Consider the following 26562-nt stretch of genomic DNA (forward strand, 5'->3'; position numbering starts at 1 on the left):
ATAATGCTCATCCAATCTCCCCTTCCATCCGGTTTATTCCATTCTATTTTGACAAAATGAAGAACATGCCTATTGATATCACTTTCTAACTCACTTCATGTTAGTGGGATCAAATGGAATTTAATCGATTCTCACGGACAGAAGACTTATCAACTTTTATGGAAATATAAAAAAGCTGACTCAAGAGGTAAAAAACACCTAAAAAGTCAGCTCCCATATGATACAAAACAAAAGTTATTCTTTCCTAGAATCATCCATTTTTTCATTTTTGCCTATTATCTTTTGTCTGGTGTTTATTATCTATCAGTCGTAATTTCGACGATTGCTTTCTTAATTCTACGATTTTGAACTTCTTCAATAGATATAAAAATATTTTCATATTTAATCTTTTCATCTTTTTTCGGAAGGTAGCCCAAGATTTCTGAAATCCAACCACTAAAAGTATAGGATGATGTTTCAGACAAGTTAATATTTATTGAATCACAGAAGTCATCAATAGATATACTTCCATCAATTCTGTATCGATTGTCTTCAAGTTCCTCTATAAAATTTTCTTTTTCATCATGCTCATCCCATATATCACCAACTATCTCCTCTAGAATATCTTCAATAGAAATTATTCCAGCTGTTCCACCGTACTCATCCACAACAATCGCCAAATGTACTTTGCTATTTTGTAATTGTTTAAGTAGTTTTGATATTTTCACTGTGCCAATCACAAAAAACGGTTTCCGGATGATATCAGTTAATATAAAGTCACTACCTTTGACATAACTCGTAAAGAAATCCCTATGAGATAAGATTCCTATTATATTATCTATTGTACCTTCATAGACCGGGAGTCTTGAATATTTTTCATTTATAAAGAGGTCTTTTATATCATTAATATCAGATTCGATTGATATCGATATCACATCTGGTCTTGGTGTTAATATATCTTTTACGACAATATCATCGAACTCAATGGCATTGTGTAATAGTTCTCTTTCTTGTATTTGAAATGTACCTTCTTCTTCTCCAATGTCAACTAATGTTTTTATATCTTCATCCGTGACAGTAGGAACCTCTTCTGTACCAATTACTTTATTTAATAACACTTTTAATTTAACAAAAATCCATGTCATAGGATAAAAAATCTTCATAATCAATTTTAAAGAAGCCGATACAAAGAAAAGATATTTTTCAGGGTATTGTTTTGCCAGTGATTTCGGTAAAATTTCTCCAAACGTTAACACCATAATGGTTAATACGAAAGTCGTAATTAGTAGCGTACTTGCGTTGCTTCCAAACATGTCAGTTGCTACTTTAGTAGCTATCGTGGCCATAGCTATATTAACAATGTTATTTCCTATCAATATAGTAGATAGACTTTGATCATAATTTTCTGTCATGCTCAATGAACGTTGAGCTTTAACATTATTCGCCTCGGCTAGATGACGAAGCCTTAACTTATTCGCACTGGTAATAGCTGTTTCAGATGCAGAAAAATAAGCAGATAAAAATAAAAATGCCCCTAATAAAATAATCGAGTCATAGGGTATACTGTCCAAAATACAATCACTCTCCAAAGTTTAATATCTCTATTATACAATCATTTTTTCATTTTAGATATTCTAATCATCGCTTTCTCTTTTGAATTTCTTATTTTCCGGATTAACAACTCTGTAATAGGAAAAGACCAAATCACTTACGATTTGATCTTTTCAGGTGGTACTTCTTTAGAGTTTACTTTTTACTGTTCCCCTTCAACATCAGGGTACATGATTTGCCCATCTTTTGTTCCTGCTAGCAACGTTTGCAAGATAACGGTTGATAGCTTATTCGCTGGATATGGCTTTGTTAAATAATGTTTTGCTCCAAGTTGAAACCCTTTATCTTTTTCATCTAATGCAGACGAAACAATGATAGGGATGTTCTTTGTTTTGGGATTTTCCTTAAGTTTTTCAATAACAGTCCAACCATCAATGCTATTGTGGAGCATAATGTCTATGACGACAGCATCTGGATTAAACGATTCAATCGCTTTAATGGCTTCTTCACCATCTTTTTTATGAACAACCTGAAACCCAGATTCTAATAACTGCTCTTTTAATAACAAGGCAAGACTTTGGTCGTCCTCTAAGATAAGAAGCTTAGGCTTGGATTCATCTACTTTTGGATTCTCGATAATATATTCTTCCCCTTGAACTAAAGGTAATGTAACTGTAAATGTGCTCCCTTGACCTTCTGTAGAAATGACAGAAATCGTACCATCATGTGCCTGAGCTATTTCCTTACAAACGGAGAGACCTAACCCTGTACCACCAATTTTACGACGGTCTGAGTTATCAATTCTGTAAAATTTTTGGAATAGGTTTTTAATTTCAGTTTCAGGTATCCCTAAACCACTGTCTTTTACGGCAATCTCTAAAGTAAAGTCAGAATTTTTTAATTCAAGCTCTACAGGGTCACCATCTGGTGAAAATTTAATGGCGTTACTAATTAAATTGGTAAATAACTGTACCATTTTTTCTTCATCAGCAAACACGACTGCTTTTGAAGTCATATCTGTTATTAAAATCTTACGTTCCAGATGCTGTTCATTGAAAATGTCTGAAATCTGTTCAATAAGCTGTCCCATATTAACTGCTTTTTTGTGATACGTTTGCTTTCCAGATTCCATACGCTGCAAATCAAGAAAATCGTTAATTAGATTTGTCAGACGTTTTGCTTCTTTATGAATTGTATCCAAGTATTTCTTTTTCCGATTTTCGTTTAAGTCTTTATTAATCATCAACTCAGTGAAACCGAGTATACTTGCTAATGGCGTTCTAAGTTCGTGGCTTACAGTGCTTACAAGCTCAGATTTCATTCCATCTATTCCATGTTCCACCGTAATATCTCTGTGGACAAATAGAGTTCCTATTTTTTCCTCATTGCGATAAATCGCTTGAGCATAGACATCAATCACTTTCTTTTCTGGATACAAGATTTCATAACGGTAAGTAGCCACCGTATCATCTGTATTTTGTGTCACTTGTTCAAAGAAAGACATAAACTGTTGTTTATTTTCAACATTTTTGACTAGCTTTAATATCCACTCTTGTAATGGTAGATTAAATAACGATTTGACCGAGTCTCTATCAAATAACTCACATAACTTATAGTTAACCTGAACTAATTGACCTTCACTATCTACTAGGATGATACCCTCATTAACATTGTCAATAATGTCTTGATTTAATTGACGTTCTTTTTCAGCCTCTTCGTACAGATATATCTTTTCAATTGATAACGCCAATTGGCTCATCAGTGATTGATGTTCCTCAATATCTCTCTCAGAAAATGGATATCCAATGCGAGTTGACATGTAAATAGCTATCAGTGTTCCTTCTGCTGTAAAGACAGGAGCATATAAATCCATACTTTCAACAGGTTCTTGATGATACCCTTGCTCCGCTGAAGTGCTTATCCTTGAAGAAACATGGATTTTTTTTGTTTGCTCTAACCTGATTTGAACACCATCTTTTAAGGTGGACAATACATTTTTCGCATTTTCTTCTGAAATTCCTATCGCTTTATAATCGGAATGGTCATTAAGTAAAACTAACATTGCTTTATCTGTATGAAACAAAGCTGTCATTGCTGTAACAACCTTTTCCAATAGCTCTTTTTGATTTAATGTCGTGGATAAGGTTGAAATCATATCATTATAAAGTTCTAGCTTTCGTTTACTATTTTCTGAGTCTTCTAACAATGCCATCAACTGTTCCTGTTGGGCTGTTAACTCTTCTTGTTGGGCTGTTAGCTCTTCATTTTGAGCTGTTAATTCTTCTTCTTTCATTTGAACTGTGCGAACCATCGTTTCAAATGAACGTGATAAAACACCTATTTCATCATTTCGATTTGTCTCAAAAAATTCAAACTGTTCACCGGATGAAACTTTTTGTGCCGTTTCTGTAAATTTTCCAAGTGGTTTTCCAATATCTCTTACAATTTTTCGAATCGCAAACCCGATAGAGACTAAAATAACAATAATATATATAAAAAAGATAAGAGCTAGTTGGCTTAATTTTTTTATAAATGAATTGTTTACTGTTTTTATTTCAGTAGCATAAGCATCGGATAGTCCCTGAGTTAATTCAAGGATTTTATTAATTTCATCTGTCGTACCTCTTTGAGTTAATTCCCCAAGCGCTTCATACTCTCTGTTACGAACTAGATTGGCTACTTCCGGAAGAAAATCTTCAGTATAGTGTTTAATAAACCCTTCCACTTCATTACTGTATGCTACTTCTTCTGAATTCAAATGATATGAACGGTATTGTTTTAAATATCCTTCTAATGTACGTTCCTCTTCAAAAATCTCTTTATATTCAATTCCACTTCGAAAGGCCATGTACCCTCTTCCACGGAAAACCATTAATGTATAGTGTCTTTCTATTTTATCCATGATTTCTTCTTTATCGATAAGCTCAGCGCGAATTGTATCAAACTGATTGCGCTCATACTGGTATAAAATAGAGATAAGAATACCGCCTAATATAATGAGGGAAAGAATAGCCACCATAACTACAGCAAATTGGCGCAATAAACTTTTCTTTAAGAAGTTAACCATGTAATATATCCTCTACTAATTCAGCAAGCTTCAATGGGCTAAAAGGCTTGGCCAAAAAATAGTCAGCCCCCGCCTCTATTACTGCTTCCTCGTCTTTTTTTTGACTTTTTGCGGTGAGCATCAGTATTTTCACATGATTTTTTTCTTCCATCTCTCTTACTTTCTCTATGACTTCAATCCCACTCATACCTGGCATCATATAATCTAAAAGAATTAAATCATACTCATTTTCTTGAATCGCAGCTAAAGCTTGAAGACCATCTGATGCTTCATCGATTGCATACCCCTCATCTTCTAACGTATCCATAATCAACATTCTCAACACATCTTCATCTTCTGCTAATAATAATCTTTTCATATGTTATGCCTCCGCTAATTCGAAATTCCTTTCCTGGTCATCTCACCCCAGTCATGCTTTTTCGTTATCACTTGGATGAATCCTTCACATCTCCACCATACTGTTAATGGACGGTACCAAAATGCTTCGGTTAAAGACATTAAAAATAACCGGGCCAAATCTGATAGTTTTTGATACTTACGTAAACTCCACTCCTCAAGCAAAACGGCTGTCATTGATAAAATTGAACCATATAAAAACGTAACTAAAAACAGCAATAGTGCAAGCTTTATATTTATAATAGAAGTTAGTAAGCCTATCAGTAATAAAAAATAACCTACTAATTCAATAATTGCTCCAAGTAACTCTACAATTAAAAAAAATGGCATTGAAATCATGCCTACTTTGCCGTAACGAGGATTAAAGAGCATCCTTTTGTGTAACCATAATGATTCAAATAATCCTTGATGCCAACGCTTTCTCTGTCTTCTCAAAATCTTCATTGATTCTGGAGCTTCTGTCCAACATACAGGGTCAGGTACATACTCAATTCGATTGCTATATTTACCTTCTTTTAAAAGGCGATGGAGACGGACTACTAGTTCCATATCTTCACCAACTGTATTTGGCAAATACCCACCTGCACGAATGACCCAATCTTTATGAAATACTCCAAAAGCTCCGGAGACAATCAACAATAGATTGTGTCGACTAAGCCCCACTCTACCTAAGAGAAACGCACGTAAATATTCCACCACTTGCATAACAACTAGTGGTTTTTTCGAAAGGCGAACTTCCATTAACTCCCCACGTTCAATCATACAGTCATTTGCAATTCGAATACTTCCTCCAGTTGCAATGACTTCTCCATCTGAATCTATAATCGGTTTCATTACTTTTAGAAACGCGTCTCGTTCTAAAATACAATCTCCATCAAGGGAACAGACATAAGGATAGTTTGATAAATTAATGCCTGCGTTTAATGCGTCAGCTTTCCCCCCATTCTCTTTATCGACAAGATACACGTTATCGTTAATAGTCGACTGATAAACCGCTCTTACTTTTTGGGAGTCCAAACTTTTCCTTACTACCTTTTTTATTTGTACCATTGAAAACCGGGTAATCATTTCTTCGAGTGTTTTATCTTTTGAACCATCGTTTACGACAATAATCTCATACTGGGGATAATGAATACTTAGAAGAGAGCGAACACTATTGTATATTCCTACCTCTTCATTATAGGCTGGTACAATAATAGACACAGGCTTCGTATCCGTTGAATGAGTCATTTCTTCATAGGCGTTTTTTTGATGTAATTGAAATTGACTTCGAAGAGCAATCGCAGAAAAGATGAACATGATGAAGTAAAAACCTGCAACAATTACTGTATAAATAATAACGGCAATAGCCATTATTTCTAAAATAATAGAAATGAATTCAAAACTGGTCATTCGTATACGTCACCGTCATTTCTCCATTGTCTCGCCATGTCACGAGCGAATTGATCTTTGTGATTTTCTGAAGCGTACTCTAGTATAAACTCTCCGTCTTGATAAGTTTTTAACGCTTCAGCAGCTGCATTACGGACCCACCAATTGCTATCTGCTAACATCACAACAAGAATGGTTTTAAATCTTTCTTTTTTCAACACTTTTACCACTCTAGCAAACATCAGTCTTTCTTGAAAGAAGGCAGAACGTGAAAAGGTTTCAAGTAAGTCATAATTATATATAAAACCTATTTGTGGAATAATTTTCAAAGCGGCTACCCTTATTTCTAGGTTTTTAGATTGAAGTTGTTGTTCGACAAAGACTAGGTCATTGTAATCTTTTCTCTCTGTTAATCTATCCATGATAGCAGCTTGAAAAGGATATGGTAACTCATTGAAAACGGCTTCTCCTTGAAAAAGCACTTCCTCATCAAATCGCCTTAGCATCTCTCGATAGATAAATCGTGGCCATACATTCTGAGTAGTAAATAGAATTTCCTGTAACTTAGATGAATTAAAACTGGCTAGAACACGCATGACTTGATATGTCTCTGTGCTATTGACTTCTCCAGTCTCAAGCATGTCGAGTAACCGTTTTTCAAACATTTTCATATGAAACAGTTCAATGCGATACAATGTATTCATTCGTATACTCCACCTTTTATGATGAAGTTGCTTTTCAAAATATGAGCCTAACTGAGTTTCTGCAAACGCTTGTAGCTTTGTGAGTTCGATACGCTCTTTCATCACACTGCGGTATTCTTCAAGGATTTCACATATCGCTTCATATCCTCGAATAGATTTTTGTATTAGTCTAGATTGAACCTCTCCCTCTCCAAATAAAAAAGCTGAGATAGTCGGTCTGAGCTTTTCTTTTAATTTTCGCCTTTTATAAATTTCGTCTTGTTCTTTTTTCTTTTGCAATAACAAGTAAAAAAATAAGATAAATAAGATAATAGCCATCAAAATAGTAACAAAAATTAATGTATTCAAACTTATATCAATCATTCTTTAGTCATCCTCAACAATAGCCTCTTCACTCTTGCTACAAGCTCCACAATACTAAACGGTTTCGTCAAATAATCATCGGCGCCCATTTCAAGTGCCTTGGCAATATCATTTTCTCCTTTTCTACCTGTTAACATGAGAACAATTATGTTTCTCTCATTCCGATGTTTTTTAATTTTTTGTAATACCTCTAATCCATCCATACGAGGCATGACTCCATCCAATACTAATAAAAACTTACCAGATTGATTATGCCAGTCTGATTCAAAAAAAGATTCCCCTTCGCGAAAAGATTGGATGTCTAAAGCATAGTCCCCAATTGACACATTAGCTAATTGGTCTGAGACGATATGACGAACTAAATTATCATCATCAATAATACCGATATGGAGGACTTTTTCTTTTTCTTTTTGAACTTCATCTTCATTAAAAATGACCACAGTGTTTCTACCTAATTCTTTTGCCTTATATAGCGCAAGATCAGCATAATGAATATATTCATCAATAGTATAATTATCGTTATTTATTTCGACAATTCCCGCTGAAAAAGTAGTTTGAAACTCTACACCATCAGCCTTAAAAATTACATCAGCAAAACTGGTACGAAGGCGGTCTACAAAAATCTCAGCTTGCTTTTTATTTGTTCGTGGAAGAACCAGTACAAACTCTTCTCCACCATAGCGGATCAGTAGGTCAGATTGTCTTTTTACTTTTTTGGTCAGGTTAGCAAAGTCCCGGAGTACATTATCCCCTACTAAATGCCCATACGTATCATTTACATTCTTAAAATGATCCAAGTCGATTAATACCAGCGAAAATGATTCATTTGACCGTTTAAATTCGTAATATTGTCGTTCAATCTCAATGTTAAAAAACTTTCGATTAAAAGCACCAGTTAATTCATCAAGTAAAACTGCCTCACTAATTAACTCTTTATGACGTAAGCGATTTTCAATTCGAACAACTAATTCTTCAATATCAATTGGTTTTTCTAAAAAATCGGTTGCTCCGGCTTTAAAGCTATGGATGACTTTCTCTTTTGTTTTCTCCGCACTAATAATTATCGTTGGGATAAAAAATGTATGCGACTTCGCCAATATCGTCTCTAGCACATGAAATCCACTTTTATCAGGAAGATAAATATCAATAATGACACAATCTGGTTTTTGATTATAAAATATTTGAAGAGCCTTTGCAGCGGTCATAGCCGCCATCACTAGATAACCCTTTTGTTCAAGCTGCTCCTTTAAGTAGGTAACCATTTCAAAATCATCGTCAACTAACAAGATAAGGTTATTTCGTTCTTCCTTTATAGTTGGGGAAATGGGTTCAATTACTTCATTTGTTATAGGAACATCATCGGTTAGAAACGGCTGTAACGGTTCAATTAAAACAACCCACTCAGACTTCTCCCAATCTTCAGTTCGTGATTCATCAATTTCTTCTAATACATCTTCTGCTAAAGAAGCAATTTCGGATAGGTCAATGGATGCAGCTGTTCCTTTTAAGGAATGAAAAAAACGGTAAATTTCTTTATTCGTTACCGTTCCGGCTTTATTCCACCTCGTTATTGTTTCTTTCATCCTTTCAAGCAACATTTTTTGATACTTCTCCACCAAAAACCCTCCTTTTTCCCTACTTATACCCTCTTTTTCTATTTTTGAATCCTTTTTCTTTAGCTGAATATACCCATATATAATATCTTTTCAATTTTAACTACTAGGCGTTAAATAAGCAAAGTAATTTTAAAAAATATTTAATTCAGTCTTCTTGTAACTAGTTGTCCTACCCTCACTTTTTTCTTTCAGACAAGTTCTCAGTATTCTCTTCCATTACATCTTCTATTACTCCGGAAACAATCTCATCTTTTATCTCATTAACAACCTCTTCTTTTATCTCAGTAAAAACTTCTTCTTTTATTTCTTCATATATTTCTTCTCGCAGTTCTTCCTTCAATTGTTCCATTTGTTCTTGTTTCTTTGAACGGCGTATCATCTTATAATCATCTTTTAACATAAGGTATAAGGATACTGTCATAAAAATCATAATGACAGCAAAAGGAAGTGCAGCAATTATCGAAGCCGTCTGAAGCCCACGTAAACCTCCACTGACTAAAAGAACACTTGCCGTCCCTGCAATTAAAAATCCCCAAATGACTTTGACCCACATTTTAGGGTTTAAGCTTCCTTTTGATGTCATTGCTCCTAACACATAAGATGCTGAATCTGCAGAAGTAATGAAGAAAATGAGTATAAGTAGGACAGCTAAAATACTCATAATACCACCTAGCGGCAAGTGAGAAAGTGTAGTAAATAAGGCCAGTTCAACTTGGGATGAAACGACTTCAGCAATTTGATGTCCCGCTGTTCGGTCCAAATGGATTGCTGTTCCACCAAAGGCAGTAAACCAAATGATCGCAACAATGGATGGAACAAAAAGAACACCAAAGACAAATTCACGAATCGTACGTCCGCGAGAGATTCTCGCAATAAATAAACCCATAAAAGGGGCCCATGAGATATGCCAAGCCCAAAAGAAAATCGTATAGGCACCTAGCCACACACTGTCAGAAAAAGGGGTCATTGTTAAACTCATAGGTATGATGTTCGCTATATAACCGCCTAAGGTTGTAACTACACTTTCAGCTATAAATAATGTCGGCCCAAAGATTATCATAAATAGCAATAAGATGCCTGCTATCGTTAAGTTGGTAACACTCAATATTTTAATTCCTCTATCCAATCCTGAAGCCGCAGAGAAAATAAATAACACAGTGACAATTAAAATCACTATCATTTGTGTGATTATTGTATTGGGGATAGGGGTTAAATACGATAGTCCACCTGTTATTTGGATGGCACTTAATCCAAATGTTGTAGCTACACCTGTTGATGTAGCTAATACAGCTAGAATATCTATTCCTTTTCCAAACCAACTATCTACTTTCTTCCCAATTAGCGGGTGAAAAGCTGAACTGATTAAAGCGGGTTGGTCCTTACGAAATTGAACATAAGCTAGGGCAAGAGCAACTAGGGCAAAAATCGCCCATGGATGAAGAGCCCAATGATATACGGCATAACGCAATCCCACCCTCGCAGCCTCAGCTGTCTCAGGAGCTATTCCTTTTGGTGGGTCCATATAATAAAGAACTGGTTCAGCTACTCCCCAAAACACAAAGCCTACACCAATTCCCGCAGAAAAGAGCATTCCAACCCATGTATAATATGAATACTCTGGTCGGTCCTCGTTTTTTCCTAATCGTAATTTACCAAACGGACTTATCGCTAAGAATAGGACAAATGCAATAAAAAAAGCGGTCACAATCATATAAAACCAACCGAAGTTTTCAATGGTAGAGGCCAGTAGATGATTCGCTGTTTCAGCTAGTGAAGCAGGTGAGACCACACCCCATAATACAAATAAAGATACTAATATTGCTGAGATAACAAAAACGCTACCTGTTTTTTTTGTATCATACGAATATTGACTCATACGCCCTCCTTACTGATATCTTCCTTTTTCCTTTTATATTTTCCAGTAAACCTAAATTTATGATTATCGCTTTCACCCTTTCTTTCATCAAGCTCCTATCTATAAGATGAAAGGAGGTGACTACTATGAGCGATATCATTCAATCAAGATTTACCCTGACATTAGAAACAGGCATTAATGATAAGGGGGACCCTATTTTCAAAGCCAAATCTTTTGCAAACGTAAAAGAAAATGCAACAGATGCAGCTGTGAAAGCAACCGCTGAAGCGTTAGCTCCCCTGCAAATTCATCCTGTATTCAACGTAACGCGCAGTAACCTTATCTCACTAAACAATTAATCAATTGGAATTTGAATAAAAAGGAGGTGTAATCCATGTCAAAAAGATTAGAATTATTATTCGAAAATGAAACTGGAAGAACAGTTACAATCTCATTAGATGACCCTGTATATCCAACGAACGCTGCAACTGTCTTAGCAGCAATGAACGAAGTAATTACTCAAGGTGCAATTACTTCAACTAGTGGAGACTTAGTTTCTGTGAAAGGCGCTCGTATTGTGGAGCGAACAGTTGAAGAAATCGTATAAGCAGTTCGTCAACCTCAACAATTTTATTAGAGGTTGAGACATAACTAGTAATTAATCGAGGCCGAGACAAAAGGTAAAAAACAACCTTTTGTCCCAGCCTCTTTCTGTTCAACACTTCAAACGAAAAAAAGGAGGGTTTATCATGGAGGAATTGCTCCCGCTTATGAGTGAGTTCGGTTTCCCAATCGTTGTCACGCTTTATTTATTGCACCGGCTTGAACGAAAGCTTGACCGCGTAACAGATTCCATTCTCGAATTACCGGATCGGCTTGACTATCACATGCTTCACCTCAAAAAAGAAAGAATGACTCGGTAGTCTAAGGCTTTGGCAGAGCCACTGAAATCGTTTATATGCAGTGGCTCTTTGCTGTCGTCTTATAACCTCTTTTGTAATGTATCCCTAAACGAAAAGAAAATATGGTAAGATCAACATTTAATTAAACGATAAAGGATGCGTTTTATGCTTAAGCCATATCTTTTATTAACTCTGGCCATGTTGTTTTTCTCGGGTAATTTTATTGTTGGTAAAGTATTTGCCGGTACAATACCTCCGTTTACATTATCATTATTGCGCTTTAGCATCGCAATTGTCGTGCTTTTGCCTTTTTGTTATCGCCAGCTCTTTTCGAACCTTTCTGTTTGGAAAACACATTGGAAGTCATTATGGAGCATATCGATTACCGGAGTTGTGTTGTTTAATGTTTGTCTTTATTCTTCCGTTCAGTATACAACGACAATTAATGCTGCCCTTGTAGATGCGATGACTCCGACGATTGCAGCTATACTAGGTTATTTTTGGATAAGAGAAAAGCTCAACAACTTTCAAATCATTGGGGTGGGCCTTTCTTTTCTCGGGACATTATGGATTGTGACGCGTGGTTCTTTTGAAGCATTAGTGTCGTTATCTTTTAATCCTGGTGATCTCATTATGCTTATTGGAATTTGCTTTTGGGCTATTTATTCAATACTGATTAAAAAATACGGTCAAGCGTTCCCACTACTAGGAGGGCTAGTCGTAACTATGGTGTTAGGAGTTATTATCCTTCTCCCCTTTGCTATCGTAGAGTGGCTAAATGGTTTTCCTTTTGAATTATCTGTTCCGATAGTCTCTGGTCTTTTATACATTGGAATCTTCCCATCTGCTCTAGCTCTATTGTTCTGGTATAAAGGTGTCGACAAAATTGGTCCAAGTAAAGCTTCTATCTTTTTTAATTTAGTTCCTATTTTTGTAACCATCCTTGCCTTTGTATTTCTTGATGAATCTATTACTTCCTCACAAGTTATTGGTGGTCTCCTTGTCTTATCTGGAGTCTATTTAGCTACTTTTACACAAAAGAGCGCCAGCGTCCAGTTGAAAACAAATGAAAGGGACTGGGACAAAACTAGCTAAAACATCTTCACTGGCTTCACTCGCCACAAAGCCCGTTGTGAGAAAACCACTCACTTCAGCAAGTTGTGAGAAAACCACTCACTTCAGCAAGTTGTGAGAAAACCACTCACTTCAGCAAGTTGTGAGAAAACCACTCACTTCAGCAAGTTGTGAGAAAACCACTCACTTCAGCAAGTTGTGAGAAAACCACTCACTTCAGCAAGTTGTGAGAAAACCACTCACTTCAGCAAGTTGTGAGAAAACCACTCACTTCAGCAAGTTGTGAGAAAACCACTCACTTCAGCAAGTTGTGAGAAAACCACTCACTTCAGCAAGTTGTGAGAAAACCACTCACAACTTGCTATAAAAGATAGTGGCGGTTTCGCTCATTGCTTAGAGGTTGAGACAAAAGGTTAAAAAACACCCTTTTGTCTCAACCTCCTTTTTATTTTATTACTTTCATCTTCATCAAGCCTGTTGTCATAAACCAAGAGAGGATTCCGAAAAGGAAAAAACCTATCCAGTAAAAAATAATGGCGAGCGTAGAATACATATATGAAACGAATCCTGATACCATCAATCCTCCAAGTAAACTAAAGCATAAGACCATTCCAATTTTAAAAAGAGGTTCAAGCTCTTTAAAAACAAGGAACTCACCATTATATTCAATTTGATTCTTTTCATACAACCACTGTCCTAACATCGTAAAGACGATAGTCGCCATTAGTGGAACCCATATAGGTCCTGAATATAGAGGTTCAATCGAGTAAAGCGGCCAGACAAAATACTCAAAATATAGCGTTTGGTTGAAATAGAAATCAAAGACAACGTTTGTGAACCCATGAACTAAAAATAAAAATCCTAGCGGGAAAAAAATGAAAATGAAAGTTAGAATAACCTGAGAAACCAATTCACCAGCAATCGTTCCAATCAACATCGCAAAACTAAACGTGGCTAAATATCCAAGAAGTGGAATGAGATACAATTCCCTAACACTCACACTCTCAACTAACACCCCATACTCTGATGTAGCCACCATGAAGTAGGCAATCAAGTAACTGATTGAAAAAGGGATAACAATTACTGCCACTCCTAACAACCATTTGGACATAAACATCACATTACGTTTATAAGGAAGGGCGAAGGAAAAATCATTTCTTCTCGTATTTCTCTCTGCACCTATGAACATCGCAGCCATCAGTATAATTAAAAACGTCGAAATAACGGAAGCAAATCCTCCTTGCAGCGCCATTGACACATCCAATTGTGTTGGGGATGTTTGATAATGCATCTCCATTTGTTTCCAAGAATCTAATTGACTCGTGATCAAGACAGGGTACCCAAACATATAAATAAGGAGTAGTCCTAGTGCAAACAGTTTAATAGGTTTCCATTCCTTAACAAAAAGAGCCTTAGATAACATCTTGCTCACCTCCTAGCTTCGACACGAAGACATCTTCTAAACCGACTGGTAATTCTTCAAGTAGCAGAGGTTTTTCCTGTTCGATTAAAGCAGCTACTTCTTCATTTTTATTATCTAAAAGTAGCGTATACACTCTTCCTGTTTGAGCTAACACTGTCACTCTCTTTTCTATTACTTCTGGAATGTATTCTGTAAAGACAACCTGTAATTTCTTATAAGCTGCTTTAATTTCATCCAACTTATAATCGGAATCTAGTTTTCCATCCTTAATCATGACAATTTTATCTGCCATAAACTCAAGTTCATCTAGTCGATGCGATGAGATAATTACAGAAACTTGACTCTGTTCAACTTCTTCAATAATGAACTGCAAAATTTTCTTTTTTATGATTACATCAAGACCGTCTGTTGGTTCATCGAGTAATATATATTTTGCTTTGGTCGAGAATGCTAATACTAAAGAAAATAAAGCTTTCATTCCTTTTGAATAGTTCTTGATTTTTTGGGTTTTCGGTAAAGAGAAGCGTTCTAGTAATTCTTCGAAATAAACAATATCGAACCTTGGATAGACTTCTTTATAAAACGCAGCAATTTCATAGGTTGAATAGTTTTTAAGAGCTTCTGAGGAATCAGGAACAAACATGATATCTCGTTTACTTTGGGGATAAACGTACACACTCTTATTATTTATAAAGACATCACCGCTAGTTGGAACTAATATACCAACGAGCAATCGAAGTAACGTTGTTTTCCCGGCCCCGTTTCTTCCAACCAATCCTACAATTTCACCTGGATTTAATTGAAAGGTAATGTCAGACAACACCTCTTTGTTGTGTATCACCTTTGATAGACTCTTAACTTCTATCATCTGCTTGTTCCCTCATTTCTCTATATATTTCCTGAACCCATTTATTCATTTCGTCTATTGTAATCCCTAAGTATTTACATTCAATGATTATTTTTTCTAATTCTTTTTTCATCGCAATCACCTGTTTTTCTGTCGCTTCTTGAATTTGATGTTCAGCAACAAAAGTCCCTTTCCCTCTTAAAGTTACAATAACTCCTTGGCGCTCTAATTCTTGGTACGCCTTAGAAACTGTGTTTGGATTAATCACAATACTTGAAGACAACTCTCGTACTGAAGGAAGCTTATCATCAGGTTTTAATATTCCTTTAACACACATTTCTTTGACCTGTTGGATAATCTGCTCATATAAAGGGATATTGCTTTTTGGGTCGATTCGGACGATCATGTATTCACCACCTCAAAGTGTACTACTAACTATAATACACCTAACACAATATTCCATTCTTTGAAAATTGTCAACACTTCTATAACGAATAAGAAGTAGATACTGAATTTTGGTGATATAGGATGTGTAATTCTTGAAGGTGATGGGTAAAAAAAGAACAGAAACAAATAAATCGGAGGAATTTATATGGAATTTCGAATTGAGAAGGATACAATTGGAGAAATCAAAGTTCCCAAAGCAAAATCGTGGGGAGCTCAAACTCAAAGAAGCATTGAAAATTTTAAAATTGGAACAGAAAAAATGCCTCAAGAAGTAATAAAAGCTTTTGCTATTTTAAAGAGCGCATGCGCCAAAAGCAATCATACACTTGGAAACCTTGATGAAACGAAAGCTGATGTTATCCAAGAAGTATCTGAACAGATTATATCTGGGACATTAGACGACCAATTTCCGCTTGTCGTATGGCAAACTGGGAGTGGAACGCAAACAAATATGAACATCAACGAGGTGATTTCGTTTGAAGGAAATAAACGATTGAAAGATCGCGGTCTCGACCTCACTATCCACCCTAACGATGATGTAAACCGATCGCAAAGCTCAAATGATACATATCCAACCGCGATGCACATTGCAGCAAAAGTAAAAATGGAGGATGAGCTTTTGCCAGCTCTCCGAAAACTAAAAAAAGCTCTTTTGGAAAAAGAAAAAGAGTTTGATTCGATTATTAAAATTGGGCGAACTCATCTTCAAGACGCGACCCCTTTAACTCTAGGGCAAGAGGTTAGCGGTTGGAGGAGAATGCTTGAAAAAACAGAGCAAATGATTACAGAAAGTACAGCCTATTTAAGCGAGTTAGCGATTGGTGGTACGGCTGTGGGAACAGGTATAAATGCTCTCCCAAAGTTTGGTGAAACCGTTGCTACAGAGATATCAAAGAAAACTGGCGTTTCTTTTGCGTCAGCTCTCAATAAATTTCATTCGTTAACAAGTCATGATGAATTGGTTCACTCCCATGGAGCATTAAAAGCTCTTGCAGCTGACTTAATGAAAATTGCCAATGATGTTAGGTGGTTAGCTAGTGGGCCTCGCTCGGGGATTGGTGAATTAATAATTCCTGCCAATGAACCTGGAAGCTCAATTATGCCAGGCAAAGTAAATCCGACACAAAGCGAAGCATTAACGATGGTTTGTGCACAAGTGATGGGTAATGATGCGACAATCGGCTTTGCGGCTAGCCAAGGAAACTTCGAACTCAATGTTTTTAAACCCGTCATCATTTATAATTATTTACAATCTGTTCAACTGTTAACGGATTCAATGAACTCCTTTACGGACAGAGCAATTGAAGGCCTTACTCCAAACCATGAAGTGATTAAGCGGCATGTTGATAATTCACTTATGCTTGTAACAGCGTTAAATCCTCATATCGGTTATGAGAAAGCAGCCTTTATTGCCAAAAAAGCTCATACAGAGGGAACCACCCTCCGCGAAGCCGCCATCGCCAGCCAACTCTTAACAGCTGAGCAATTCGACGAAATTGTCCGTCCCGAAAAAATGGTAAATCCACAGTAAAAAAGGGAAGTTAATTAAATCTAAAAAGGAATGGACCATGAGAATATACCATCAGGTCCTTTCCTTTTCTTATTACATCGTTGATTCAGACATTTCATCAAATGTATATCGAACTACATATTTTTCTGTCTTTAACTTTTTAATTTCTACACAAGGACCAATCTCATATCCATTATGCCAATTATCTTCAAGCTTGGCCTTTAAACAACCCGCTTGAAATTTTGATTTAAATGTCTTTTTCCAATAAATCCAACGTGGTTTGTTAGCCATCTTTTGTCCCTAGCCTTTCATCGATTTCTCTATATTGTAACCGATTTCCCAAAAAACTTCACAAAAAAACCGCTTTGCGGTTTTTTTGAAGCACTGTGCGAAGCCGCTACCATTTTTTAAAGTCCAACAAAAGTCGGGTTCTTTTGTTGGACGCTAGCGTGCGAAGCCAGTGCACTTCTTCGAAAACCCCCAAAAAACCGCTTTGCGGTTTTTTTGGGGGACACAGATGACCTTATTTTCATCAAATCTATCGTATTTCTTCTCTAACGGACTCAGATGCACTTATTTATAAAAAACAAGCAAAAATCATATGATTTTGCTAAAATAATGGAACGTGTGTCCGTAACTTCACTATAATAGGCATTTTTATTAAAATAGCGCACCGTATGTCCGATACGCTATGAAGGGTGGAACAAAAGGTTAAAAAACAGAGGGCACTGAAAAAGTTAAAAACCGAACTTTTTCAATGCCCTCAAAAAACAACCTTTTATCCTATTTTCTCTTATCAACCTATTAAGTCTTCATCTTCGCGTTGAGAAATTTCATCGCGACTCCGATTTTCATCACGGTCTCTTAGACGATGAGCTAATCTTGCTGCTGCACTAGCTGCAATGCTGCAAACTAAATCATCTAAAAAGGTGTGAGTTTTACTTTTATCCATATCTAAATCTTTAATAATTCCATATTTTGCTTTATCTAAATAGCCGAAGGTTGTTACCGCAATACTACCGAATCCAAATACAGAACCTAATGCAATCGTTTCATCTACTCCAAATAAACCTTCGTCGGACCTTACTATCGATAATAACGGCTCCGATAGTAATCCTTTTTCTGCTAATTTATCTAACTCAACACCGACTAATATGGCATGTTGAATTTCCCTTTTCCAAAGAACAGCATTTGCGCTTTCAATGCAATCTTCCATTTGTAAGTCAGGGTTATATTTAGCTTGAAGGTCATAAACAATATTAGCAATCGCTTGTATCGTTACGCCTCTTTCTTCAAGGAGCCTTCTAGCCGCTTGCTCAACTATATTGCATGGTACAGGTATTTTCATAGTATATCCCTCCCTATTACTATTTTATCACACATGAGAGTTTGAAAGTCTAGAAATATGTAAAATAATTGGTACAATACCCTTACCATCATATGGTACACTGTCAATATTATGATAAGAAGGGATTATATAATTGTATGCATCGCTTATATGGTAAAATAACCGAACATTCTTTACAAAGTCGTTTTTTAGAGAAGGAGATGGAAGTCATCGTTTACCTTCCTCCAACCTATTCTCCTTTGTATACATATCCTGTATTATACGCTCAGGATGGCAAAGATTATTTTTTGAACGGAAGAATGGCTAGACAAGTAGAAGAATTAATTAAAGACAACAAAATGAAGGATATCATTGTTGTTGGTATCCCATATGAGTCCGTTTCTGCAAGAAGAAGTATGTATCATCCAGAAGGTGAGCTGCATGAAAGGTATTTACGTTTTTTTGCTGAGGAACTTGTACCTTTTGTTGACAGCAACTTTCAAACAGAGCATTTAGCTACTGGGAGAACACTCATCGGTTCCTCACTAGGAGCAAGCTTTTCACTGATGGCGACGTTAAGCTATCCTCATTCGTTTGGTCAGCTTATCCTTCAGTCTCCCTATGTAAATGATGAGATCCTCTCTGCCGTCGAGAACAGTGACATGACTCATCAAATCGAGGTGTACCACATCATCGGAACACAAGAAACTGCCGTGCAAACAACCAATGGATTAACTGTAGATTTTGTAGCTCCCAATCAAAAGTTACAAAAAATTCTTCAAAAAAAACATCCTGTTTATTCTTATCGTGAATTTGATGGGGAGCACTTATGGAAACATTGGCAGCAAGATCTTTCACGAGCTCTTATGTTTATGTTTGCAACAAAAGATATAGAAGAGTAAAGTAGAATTGGAAAAATGTATGGAGGGAAGAATGACATGAATGTAGCTATAGTAAGTAATGAAAAACAATTAAAAGATGCTTTCCATGTACGAACGGTTGTGTTTATTGAGGAACAAAACGTTCCGCTTGAAGAAGAAATTGACCAATTTGAGGACGAAGCTACACATTTTGTAGTGTATGACAAGGAAAAACCAGTTGGTGCAGGGCGTCTTCGTGAAGTTGATGGATATGCTAAAGTAGAGCGAATTTGTATCCTCTCTAGTTATCGCGGCAAAGGAGTTGGCGTACTTCTTATGGAATACATTGAGTCTTTAAGTAAAGCTAAGGGATTACAAAAAGCAAAGTTGAATGCGCAGACTCATGCAGAGCATTTTTATCAAAAATTAGGGTATGAAACCGTGTCTGGTGAGTTTTTAGATGCCGGAATTCCACATGTCACGATGACAAAAACACTATAATCGCAAATAAGACAGGCTTTCTAAATTATAAGATAGCCTGTTTTTCTTTGTTCTTCTTTTGTCATTGTTTTCATAGCTTGTCAGTATAGAGCTTTAGAGGTGATAGCTATGAGAATTATGGAAGAATTTAAGGAATTCGCTATGCGTGGAAATGTGGTAGATATGAGTATAGGAGTTATTATTGGAACAACGTTTGCAAAAATTGTGCAATCGTTCGTGGACGATGTCCTTATGCCTCCTATTGGTTTATTGGTTGGCCAAGTTGACTTCTCAAATTTATATATTAATCTGTCAAATGAAACATTTGAAACACTTCAAGATGCAAGAGAAGCTGGTGCCCCCACTTTAAATTATGGTATCTTTTTAAACCATATCATACATTTTATGATTGTTGCTTTTGTATTGTTTATGTTTGTTAGACAAATGAATCGGATTCGAAGACCTGATGAAAATCTGTTGGATAGTATCAAAACGAAGACCTGTTCATTTTGTTTTTCAGTGATCCCTTATAAAGCTAGTCGCTGTCCAAAATGCACATCCGATCTTACACGAAAAACAAAAGAAACCCCTTCTAGTAGGAAAAAAGAACATGCGGTAATACGATTTAAAGGCCGTTAACGTGGACCTTTACGACTGTTTGACTTTTTAATTTTCACCATTTGCGTTGGCGCTTGTTTGCGAATCCATTTTAAGTATTTTTTAATTTTCTCATCTGCTTGTAAACTTTTAATGGTATGTAAACGTAAGGCTAACTCTTTGTTTGTATATAAGGCATGAATTTGTTTGTGACATGGGATACATAACATGGCTTTTGCTAGTAACGCCCCACCCTCTTCTCTTGGAATTAAATGATGTACAGTTAGCTGTGATGTTTCTCTCCCACATAGTTCGCAAGTGGTTCGCTTTTGATGTTCCAAGGGCCTTCATCCTTTATTCTTGTTTTCCTTTATTACAAAGCTATTTTCAACAAAAGCATATTCTACCTTACCATCTAATACAAGTGCTTGAACATATGCTGCTACGGCAGTGCGATAAAGCGCCCATGACGTTATGTTTGTTATCTGAATCCCCCGCAGTGTACACATGTTTTTACTCATTTGTTCCCACTCCACATGTTTCTGCTCCTGAATGTAAGTAAGACATTCTTGTTTTACTTGTAAATGATATTCAATGTTTAGTTGAATCGTTTCTTGATAATTCTCTTCATACACTCCATGCCCTGGAACTGCCCCTATTACATCGATTGTCATTAGTCTTTTCAACGATTCTATCGTTTGATTTACGTCGATAACAAACGGTATGTTATGTTTATGTAATGTTTTTTTGTCAAAGTAAGCATCTGCAGCGTAAAGAATCCCCTCACATTCAAGTCCTAATTGACCATAACTATGCCCAGGCAGGGGATGAAGGAGGATATTGATGTCTCCAATCGTTTGTTCTCCTTCTTCGCAAACAACGTCCACATGAATTGGGTTCCCTTCAATAAATTTATTTCGTAATTCCTGTGGCGGTTCTACCCCATTAAATAGATAAATCGATTCTAGCTTAGGATAAGAAAGTATCGCTTCTTCAAACTTTGGAGCAAATATAGAAACTTGGAATTTCTTTTGAAGATAAGAAGCCCCTCCATAGTGGTCGGCATGGGCATGCGTAATAAATAAGTGCGTCAATGGCCATTTGTTGTTTTGTAATATTTTTGTTATTTTTTTTGCTGCCCCTTCATCAAGACCTGCATCAATAAGAAGGCCCGTATTGCCTTTTTTAATGTATCCCACATTTACATTGCCGTGAAAATAACTACACGTTTCAGTAATTTGTTTATACTCCACTCTCTCCCCTTCTTTCTCGACGGTATTGGACAATAACCATTAACACGAAGTTAAGTCCAACCAGCAAACTTATAAAAGGACCAAACAAGAAAACACTTTCATGAACCCATCCAATGTATAAAAAATAACTTGAAATCAATGTAACAAATATACCAAGAAATAGAAATATGATCATCTTCATTCTCCTTTATTAATAACTGTTGTATCTCTATTATTTGGAAATGAATATGATCTATTCAACTTTACAGATTTAAAAAAAGAGGCCAGAACAAAAGGTTGCTTTGCACCTTTTGGCCTGGTCTCTAAATATGTTCGTCATAGTTACGACCTTTTTTTGTTAGTAACTGTTCAATTTCTTTGCGTTTTTCATAAATCGAAGCATTTCTGTCAAAAAGGGCCCCGTCTCTTTTATACTCATCCATTAAGGTTAAAAATCTTATCTTTTCAACGGGTTGCTTTCTTCTGACCGCAGGTGGTGCTTTTATTGGAATTCTACTCTCATACTGTACTGTCTGAGCATCTCGTACGGGAGGAACATATCCCATAGTACACACCTCCAAAAAATTCTACTTGGTCCTCTCCCTACTATTATATACCCTTTTTAACAAAAATTAAGCTTTTTTACCAATAAAAAGGGGACAATGTCGCGAGTGGGCTTCTCGTATCAGGCGGGCAACGAGTAGAGCCATTGCAACCATAATTAAAGGCATTGGAAAAGTTGATTTGTACTTTTTCAGTGGCTTCACAAAGTCGCCTCTATTTTACAAAAGTTAAATCCAAGACCATGGATTAAATGCTGGTGGTTGAGCCTCAGATTCCTCTTCTCCCGGTTCTTCTGACTCTTCCGCTTCTTCCACTTCTGTTTGTTCTGTCTGTTCTACTGAATTGTCGACTTCCGTTTCTTCGTCTTGTTGCAATTCTGCCTGTGGAGCAACCTCAAGTGATTCTTGTTGTTCATTATTTTCCGTACTTTCATTTAGTGACATTTCTGGTTGAGCAGTTGCTACTGCCCGAGGTGCGAAAAATCCCCAAGGGTCACGATAAACGGGTTGAGGACTTGTCACAACAGATTCTTCTAGAGAATTCTCGGAGTTCTCTGGATTATCAACCGTTTCCTGTTCAGATGTATTTACATCAGTGGCTTTTGATTCAGGAGTAATAAATGTCACTTCATTTGCATAAATAATAAGTTCATCAACACGTAGCACTTTCTTTTTTTTAGTCATCACATTTCCTCCAGATTTTTCTATTCCGTGCCACTATATGCATCCACAAAAAAAATGTATAGGCATATCCCCATACATTTTATTTGTTATTTATACTTTTTTCCCACAGCATCCTTTTACTTCAACACCTTTTCTTTTTATTGTACCGGTTGTCTTTAGGACAGGCTGCTTTGCTTTTATAGGATATTTTTCAGAAGAATAACCATATACTTTTTTTCTTTTTTCCACGTTCATTCCTCCATCTATAGTAAAATGAGTTACACCATATTGTATGTCTTAATGAAAATGTTGGTGTCCCACTGACTATAAAATAAGGAAAGTGTCTAGTAATCGGTTACAATCGCCCTCTTTACTCTCTCTCACCTTTCTTATTATGATTAGGTTTTAAAAAGACAGACAAAGGCTCATCCTTTTTTATGTTGATTTGATTTCTGCCTTGCCCAAGCTTTGTTTCCCTAATATTTCGGAAGAACCAAGACTCTTTTTGTACATTCTCTTCTTCTTGCTCTCTTCTTCCTATCTCACGTTCATCCTCTAATTGTTGCTGAAGTTGTATCACTAAGTTATCTTTCTCTTCACATTCCTTACTAAGCTGTTGATTACGCTCACCTTGATTTTGAAGTTCTTCCTGTAGTTGTTCAATCAAAGCTTCGCTATTTTGCGTTTTTTGCAATGCTTCTTCTAATGTTGAAATCTTTTTTTTATAGTCTTCGAGTTGTTCTTGTAAAAGGTTATTTTCCGCTTTAAGCTGGTCAATTAAACTATAGTGATAGTTGTGTTGATATTCCTTTAATTTCTGTACATATTGAGCTAACTCTGACTGCAAATGAATCAATTTCTGCTTGAGAATTATCGGGTCACCACTGGTCGTTTGGTTCCTTTTTCTGTTCCTTTCCAATTATTCTCCCTCCCAACCTTCTCTTCTCTTCATATCAATATATGAAGTTCTATGTATTCTCATTCAACAAATAAAAATTTGAAGCCCAAAGTATAGTGTCAATAGCACATTTACTTGGGTAAAACATAGTATACATTAGTTTCCATTACCCACTGCATTGATAATTTTATTATTACGTAAGTAGGGTAAAACAAAATATAGGAGGAAAAAGATATGACAATTAAAAAAAATCATGATAAGCACAATGTTTGTATCCATGTCCCAAAAGTATATGACTGGGTTACTCGTCAGGTAGAGCTTCCGCTTATTAGTATTGATGATGAAAACTTAAATGATATTTTTGACTGTGTAGGTCCTACTGATGATCTGTGTGCGTTTCTTGAAAATTTCCCTGGGTATACAGTAGAATGTAATCTCATTCCTGACACGATTTACTGTGATGAAATTAAACAGCATAATGGACGTCAACAAGTTGAAGTTACATTACCAACTGGTGAGACGATTACGCTTGAAAAAGTGAAAGTTCTTGTTAAAGGTTTAGTAAATGTTACTATATTCGATGCTACTGGAAAGCCAATCTGCTGCTCTGATGACATTCAATGGGCAACTGCGCAAACATTCTTCTTATGTGCTCCAGATGGTACGAAGGTAGATTGTCACATCACTTATTTCCAATGTGACGCAGATGTCATTTGCACAGAGGATTTACAACAATTAGATATTTCTATCTTACTTTGTGTAGATGTTCAAATGGAGACAAAAGTAAAATTAGAAGTAGAAGCAGCTATTTGTCAACCAAGACAAGAGCTACCAATTGAAGATGTTGTTTGCCCGCCTGTTAAGTTTCCACCACAATGCCCAGAGCTATTTCCTGGTAACTAACCATCTTCTAAGATATAAAAGGATGCATGAACCAACAAATGGTTTTGTGCATCCTTTTTTCTATTTTAGATAATGTATTTCCTTCTTTAATCATACATATGAAAATAGATGATTAAATTACGGGGGGGAAATAGATGACAAACCACCAAATTCAAAATGCTGATGATGCGACTATTCAATTGAAACAAAAACTCATTCATTACCGTTCAGAATTAACGAAGGTGAATAGGCTTTTAACCGATTACCAGAAACACATAAAATACTTACAATCTCAGAAAACGAGTATTGAAGTCATAAAGGAAGTAGAGGTTCCAAGAGAGGTTGTAAAAGAGATTATAACAGAGATAGAAGTTGAGAAAACTCGCGTTGAGGTTCAAGCGTATTTTAGCTACTCCACCATTTTAGCAGAGAATATGGATAAAGGTCGGGAAATTACAATTCTTGGAAACTTTATCATTAAAAATATTGGAAATCAACCTTTATCCTCACCATTTGTATGTATAAAAATTACCCCAAGTGAACAAGCAAAGCTTAGTGGGAAAATTGTTTTTAAAGGAAGCGAGGATTCAAAAGCAGGAAGTTTATTTGCCTCCAATGTGGTGGAATGGGAATATGTTCATGAAAATTGGAGGGAACGAATTCGTGAAAATGGAGAGCACTGGCTTCGTCCTATAACTGTTCAAACCATTCAACCCGGTGAAATCGTAAGCTTTTCCCAATTTGATATTATGTTTACTCCTAGCAAAGATAAGAAACCATTACTTGTTGAAGGGTTTGCCTATTTTAATGAAATTCAAGAAGGAATGGCTGCTTGCAACAAAATCATTATCAATTACTAATCTGCTCGTTATACTTTTAAGAAATCTTAACGATAAAAGTCAGGACAAAACTAACTAAGGGTTGGACAAAAGGTGAAAAACAGAGCGCACTGAAAAAGTTAGATTTAACTTTTTCAATGCCCTCAAAAAAAACCTTTTGTCCACCCCCTATCTTGCTATTTTTGAACACATTGTAGCTTATCTTCATAATATTTTATTGTTTTAATTAATCCATCATAAAACGTAACAGTAGGTTTCCAATTAATATGTTCCTGTACTTTTTGCCAATTTAATGCATATCTTCGTTCATGAATTTTTTGATCTTCAATAAGTCGAATGACATTATGTGGTTTATCGATATAATCTAAAATTAACTTTGTAACGTCCATAATTGCTCTCTCATGTCCTCCACCTACATTATAAACTTCTCCTATTTTACCTTCATCAATGATTCGTATCAATGCTTGACAAAAGTCATCAATATAGAGCCAGTCACGCATGTGTTTTCCATCCCCATATACTTGAACCTCACTTTTTGTAAAAGCCGACTCAATGATTGTTGATAAGCAGTTGTGATGTTGACTAGGACCATAAACTGAGCTTCTCCTTACAACACAAACCGGGCAGTTATATGCATGATAAAACCCTTGAGTAAATAATTCACCGCTTGCGATACTAGCTGCTACTGGTGAGGAAGGATTAAGAATAGTCTCCTCGGTAAATGGAACATCATCCTCTTTTAAAGGTCCATAGCTTAATGCAGAAGATACATAAATGAATTTTGTTGCTTTCCTTTCCCTTACCTTTTCTAATAATCGAAAGGTAATATCTATATTCCATAGTATAAAATAATCTTTTTCCATTTCCTCTTTTTCAGGAGAAATGTGAATAATGATATCGTAATCTCTATCAAAAACAAGCTTCGTGAAGTCCGATTTTCCTACAAAAGTTATTAACCGTGTTCCTTTACCAGTGCTTACTTTAACCTCATTTTCAGATGCTACCACTACTGTGACATCAAAGGTTGTTAATACGTTTTCAAGTTGACAAAACCGAAGACTTATATCTCCTATCGGGTCAACGATGAGAAGTTGTTTTTTCAAAAATATCCCCTCC

At 36.1% G+C, this 26562-nt stretch carries 30 protein-coding genes; 10 read left to right on the top strand and 20 right to left on the bottom strand.

What is annotated here, in order from left to right; genetic code table 11:
- Window positions 1-296: 296 nt before the first annotated feature.
- From BK585_RS16890 to BK585_RS16920, 7 genes are all read right to left on the bottom strand, one after another.
- Entirely contained in the window at window positions 297-1550 is a 1254-nt protein-coding gene (locus tag BK585_RS16890) for a hemolysin family protein (protein ID WP_078555076.1), read from the bottom strand.
- Window positions 1551-1732: 182 nt separating this feature from the next.
- The gene (locus BK585_RS16895) at window positions 1733-4597 is read right to left on the bottom strand and encodes an ATP-binding protein (protein WP_078555078.1); all 2865 of its coding nucleotides are present in this window, start codon (window positions 4595-4597) and stop codon (window positions 1733-1735) included.
- Entirely contained in the window at window positions 4590-4955 is a 366-nt protein-coding gene (locus BK585_RS16900) for a response regulator transcription factor (protein WP_078555080.1), read from the bottom strand. Before BK585_RS16900 ends, BK585_RS16895 begins: the two co-directional genes overlap by 8 nt.
- 14 nt (window positions 4956-4969) lie before the next feature.
- Window positions 4970-6385: a glycosyltransferase family 2 protein gene (locus BK585_RS16905; protein ID WP_078555082.1), complete on the bottom strand. Its 1416-nt coding sequence runs from the start codon at window positions 6383-6385 to the stop codon at window positions 4970-4972.
- A complete protein-coding gene (locus BK585_RS16910) occupies window positions 6382-7431 on the bottom strand; it encodes a HEAT repeat domain-containing protein (RefSeq protein ID WP_078555084.1) in 1050 nt (349 codons plus the stop codon). Before BK585_RS16910 ends, BK585_RS16905 begins: the two co-directional genes overlap by 4 nt.
- Window positions 7428-9047, bottom strand: a complete 1620-nt coding sequence (locus tag BK585_RS16915; RefSeq protein WP_078555086.1) for a GGDEF domain-containing response regulator — start codon at window positions 9045-9047, stop codon at window positions 7428-7430. The genes BK585_RS16910 and BK585_RS16915 overlap by 4 nt, the downstream gene beginning before the upstream one ends.
- 175 nt (window positions 9048-9222) lie before the next feature.
- On the bottom strand, window positions 9223-10923 hold the full coding sequence (locus BK585_RS16920) for a BCCT family transporter (protein WP_078555088.1): 1701 nt from the start codon (window positions 10921-10923) through the stop codon (window positions 9223-9225).
- A gap of 125 nt (window positions 10924-11048) precedes the next feature.
- Here BK585_RS16920 and BK585_RS16925 point away from each other — a divergent pair, with 125 nt between their 5' ends.
- The 4 genes from BK585_RS16925 (at window position 11049) to BK585_RS16940 (ending at window position 12899) form a co-directional block, all read left to right on the top strand.
- Window positions 11049-11261 carry a DUF1659 domain-containing protein gene (locus BK585_RS16925; protein WP_078555090.1) on the top strand — a complete coding sequence of 71 codons (213 nt, stop codon included), beginning with the start codon at window positions 11049-11051 and terminating at the stop codon, window positions 11259-11261.
- A gap of 35 nt (window positions 11262-11296) precedes the next feature.
- On the top strand, window positions 11297-11509 hold the full coding sequence (locus tag BK585_RS16930) for a DUF2922 domain-containing protein (protein ID WP_078555092.1): 213 nt from the start codon (window positions 11297-11299) through the stop codon (window positions 11507-11509).
- Window positions 11510-11651: 142 nt separating this feature from the next.
- A complete protein-coding gene (locus BK585_RS16935) occupies window positions 11652-11825 on the top strand; it encodes a YvrJ family protein (protein WP_078555094.1) in 174 nt (57 codons plus the stop codon).
- A 144-nt stretch (window positions 11826-11969) separates the two neighbouring features.
- A complete protein-coding gene (locus BK585_RS16940) occupies window positions 11970-12899 on the top strand; it encodes a DMT family transporter (protein ID WP_170885627.1) in 930 nt (309 codons plus the stop codon).
- A 424-nt stretch (window positions 12900-13323) separates the two neighbouring features.
- Here the strand turns inward: BK585_RS16940 and BK585_RS16945 are convergent, their stop codons facing one another.
- The 3 genes from BK585_RS16945 to BK585_RS16955 are packed head-to-tail and all read right to left on the bottom strand — an operon-like array spanning window position 13324 to window position 15554.
- Window positions 13324-14301, bottom strand: a complete 978-nt coding sequence (locus BK585_RS16945) for a hypothetical protein (RefSeq protein ID WP_078555098.1) — start codon at window positions 14299-14301, stop codon at window positions 13324-13326.
- Window positions 14291-15169 carry an ABC transporter ATP-binding protein gene (locus BK585_RS16950; RefSeq protein WP_078555100.1) on the bottom strand — a complete coding sequence of 293 codons (879 nt, stop codon included), beginning with the start codon at window positions 15167-15169 and terminating at the stop codon, window positions 14291-14293. The genes BK585_RS16945 and BK585_RS16950 overlap by 11 nt, the downstream gene beginning before the upstream one ends.
- Window positions 15156-15554 (bottom strand): GntR family transcriptional regulator, encoded by a 399-nt coding sequence (locus BK585_RS16955; RefSeq protein ID WP_078555102.1) that lies wholly within the window; start codon window positions 15552-15554, stop codon window positions 15156-15158. Before BK585_RS16955 ends, BK585_RS16950 begins: the two co-directional genes overlap by 14 nt.
- Window positions 15555-15740: 186 nt before the next feature.
- Between BK585_RS16955 and fumC the strand changes: the two genes are divergently transcribed.
- The gene (fumC, locus tag BK585_RS16960) at window positions 15741-17126 is read left to right on the top strand and encodes a class II fumarate hydratase (RefSeq protein WP_078555104.1); all 1386 of its coding nucleotides are present in this window, start codon (window positions 15741-15743) and stop codon (window positions 17124-17126) included.
- A gap of 72 nt (window positions 17127-17198) precedes the next feature.
- Here fumC and BK585_RS16965 read toward each other — a convergent pair whose 3' ends face one another.
- Entirely contained in the window at window positions 17199-17396 is a 198-nt protein-coding gene (locus BK585_RS16965; RefSeq protein WP_078555106.1) for a hypothetical protein, read from the bottom strand.
- Between the two features lie 505 nt (window positions 17397-17901).
- On the bottom strand, window positions 17902-18453 hold the full coding sequence (locus BK585_RS16970; protein WP_078555108.1) for a phosphatidylglycerophosphatase A family protein: 552 nt from the start codon (window positions 18451-18453) through the stop codon (window positions 17902-17904).
- Window positions 18454-18590: 137 nt separating this feature from the next.
- On the opposite strand from BK585_RS16970, the gene BK585_RS16975 reads away from it, so the two are divergent.
- The 3 genes from BK585_RS16975 to mscL all read left to right on the top strand — a co-directional run bounded on the left by BK585_RS16975 (window position 18591) and on the right by mscL (window position 20411).
- Window positions 18591-19334 carry an alpha/beta hydrolase gene (locus tag BK585_RS16975; protein WP_078555110.1) on the top strand — a complete coding sequence of 248 codons (744 nt, stop codon included), beginning with the start codon at window positions 18591-18593 and terminating at the stop codon, window positions 19332-19334.
- Window positions 19335-19370: 36 nt separating this feature from the next.
- Window positions 19371-19793, top strand: coding sequence for a GNAT family N-acetyltransferase (locus BK585_RS16980; protein WP_078555112.1), 423 nt, complete (start codon window positions 19371-19373; stop codon window positions 19791-19793).
- Window positions 19794-19907: 114 nt separating this feature from the next.
- Window positions 19908-20411, top strand: a complete 504-nt coding sequence (gene mscL, locus BK585_RS16985; protein ID WP_078556872.1) for a large conductance mechanosensitive channel protein MscL — start codon at window positions 19908-19910, stop codon at window positions 20409-20411.
- On the opposite strand, the gene BK585_RS16990 is transcribed toward mscL, so the two are convergent.
- The 7 genes from BK585_RS16990 to BK585_RS17015 all read right to left on the bottom strand — a co-directional run bounded on the left by BK585_RS16990 (window position 20408) and on the right by BK585_RS17015 (window position 23746).
- Entirely contained in the window at window positions 20408-20710 is a 303-nt protein-coding gene (locus BK585_RS16990; RefSeq protein WP_078555114.1) for an HNH endonuclease, read from the bottom strand. The genes mscL and BK585_RS16990 overlap by 4 nt on opposite strands.
- Window positions 20711-20716: 6 nt before the next feature.
- Entirely contained in the window at window positions 20717-21622 is a 906-nt protein-coding gene (locus BK585_RS16995; protein WP_078555116.1) for an MBL fold metallo-hydrolase, read from the bottom strand.
- A complete protein-coding gene (locus BK585_RS17000) occupies window positions 21612-21797 on the bottom strand; it encodes a hypothetical protein (RefSeq protein ID WP_078555118.1) in 186 nt (61 codons plus the stop codon). The genes BK585_RS16995 and BK585_RS17000 overlap by 11 nt, the downstream gene beginning before the upstream one ends.
- 127 nt (window positions 21798-21924) lie before the next feature.
- A complete protein-coding gene (locus BK585_RS17005; protein ID WP_078555120.1) occupies window positions 21925-22167 on the bottom strand; it encodes a hypothetical protein in 243 nt (80 codons plus the stop codon).
- Between the two features lie 225 nt (window positions 22168-22392).
- The gene (locus tag BK585_RS17010) at window positions 22393-22848 is read right to left on the bottom strand and encodes a hypothetical protein (protein WP_078555121.1); all 456 of its coding nucleotides are present in this window, start codon (window positions 22846-22848) and stop codon (window positions 22393-22395) included.
- A 90-nt stretch (window positions 22849-22938) separates the two neighbouring features.
- On the bottom strand, window positions 22939-23076 hold the full coding sequence (locus BK585_RS24145; RefSeq protein ID WP_170885628.1) for a hypothetical protein: 138 nt from the start codon (window positions 23074-23076) through the stop codon (window positions 22939-22941).
- A 121-nt stretch (window positions 23077-23197) separates the two neighbouring features.
- On the bottom strand, window positions 23198-23746 hold the full coding sequence (locus tag BK585_RS17015; protein ID WP_078555123.1) for a hypothetical protein: 549 nt from the start codon (window positions 23744-23746) through the stop codon (window positions 23198-23200).
- Between the two features lie 213 nt (window positions 23747-23959).
- Between BK585_RS17015 and BK585_RS17020 the strand changes: the two genes are divergently transcribed.
- Together BK585_RS17020 and BK585_RS17025 are read left to right on the top strand one after the other, a co-directional pair.
- Window positions 23960-24628, top strand: coding sequence for a BMQ_0737 family morphogenetic spore coat protein (locus BK585_RS17020; RefSeq protein WP_078555125.1), 669 nt, complete (start codon window positions 23960-23962; stop codon window positions 24626-24628).
- A gap of 134 nt (window positions 24629-24762) precedes the next feature.
- Complete coding sequence (locus BK585_RS17025) at window positions 24763-25467, top strand: hypothetical protein (RefSeq protein ID WP_078555127.1); 705 nt, start codon at window positions 24763-24765, stop codon at window positions 25465-25467.
- 155 nt (window positions 25468-25622) lie between these two features.
- Here the strand turns inward: BK585_RS17025 and BK585_RS17030 are convergent, their stop codons facing one another.
- The gene (locus BK585_RS17030) at window positions 25623-26549 is read right to left on the bottom strand and encodes an NAD-dependent epimerase/dehydratase family protein (protein WP_170885629.1); all 927 of its coding nucleotides are present in this window, start codon (window positions 26547-26549) and stop codon (window positions 25623-25625) included.
- Window positions 26550-26562 lie beyond the last annotated feature (13 nt).

Source organism: Bacillus alkalicellulosilyticus (genome assembly GCF_002019795.1).
In the GTDB taxonomy this organism is placed as follows: Bacteria; Bacillota; Bacilli; order Bacillales; family Bacillaceae_F; genus Bacillus_AO; species Bacillus_AO alkalicellulosilyticum.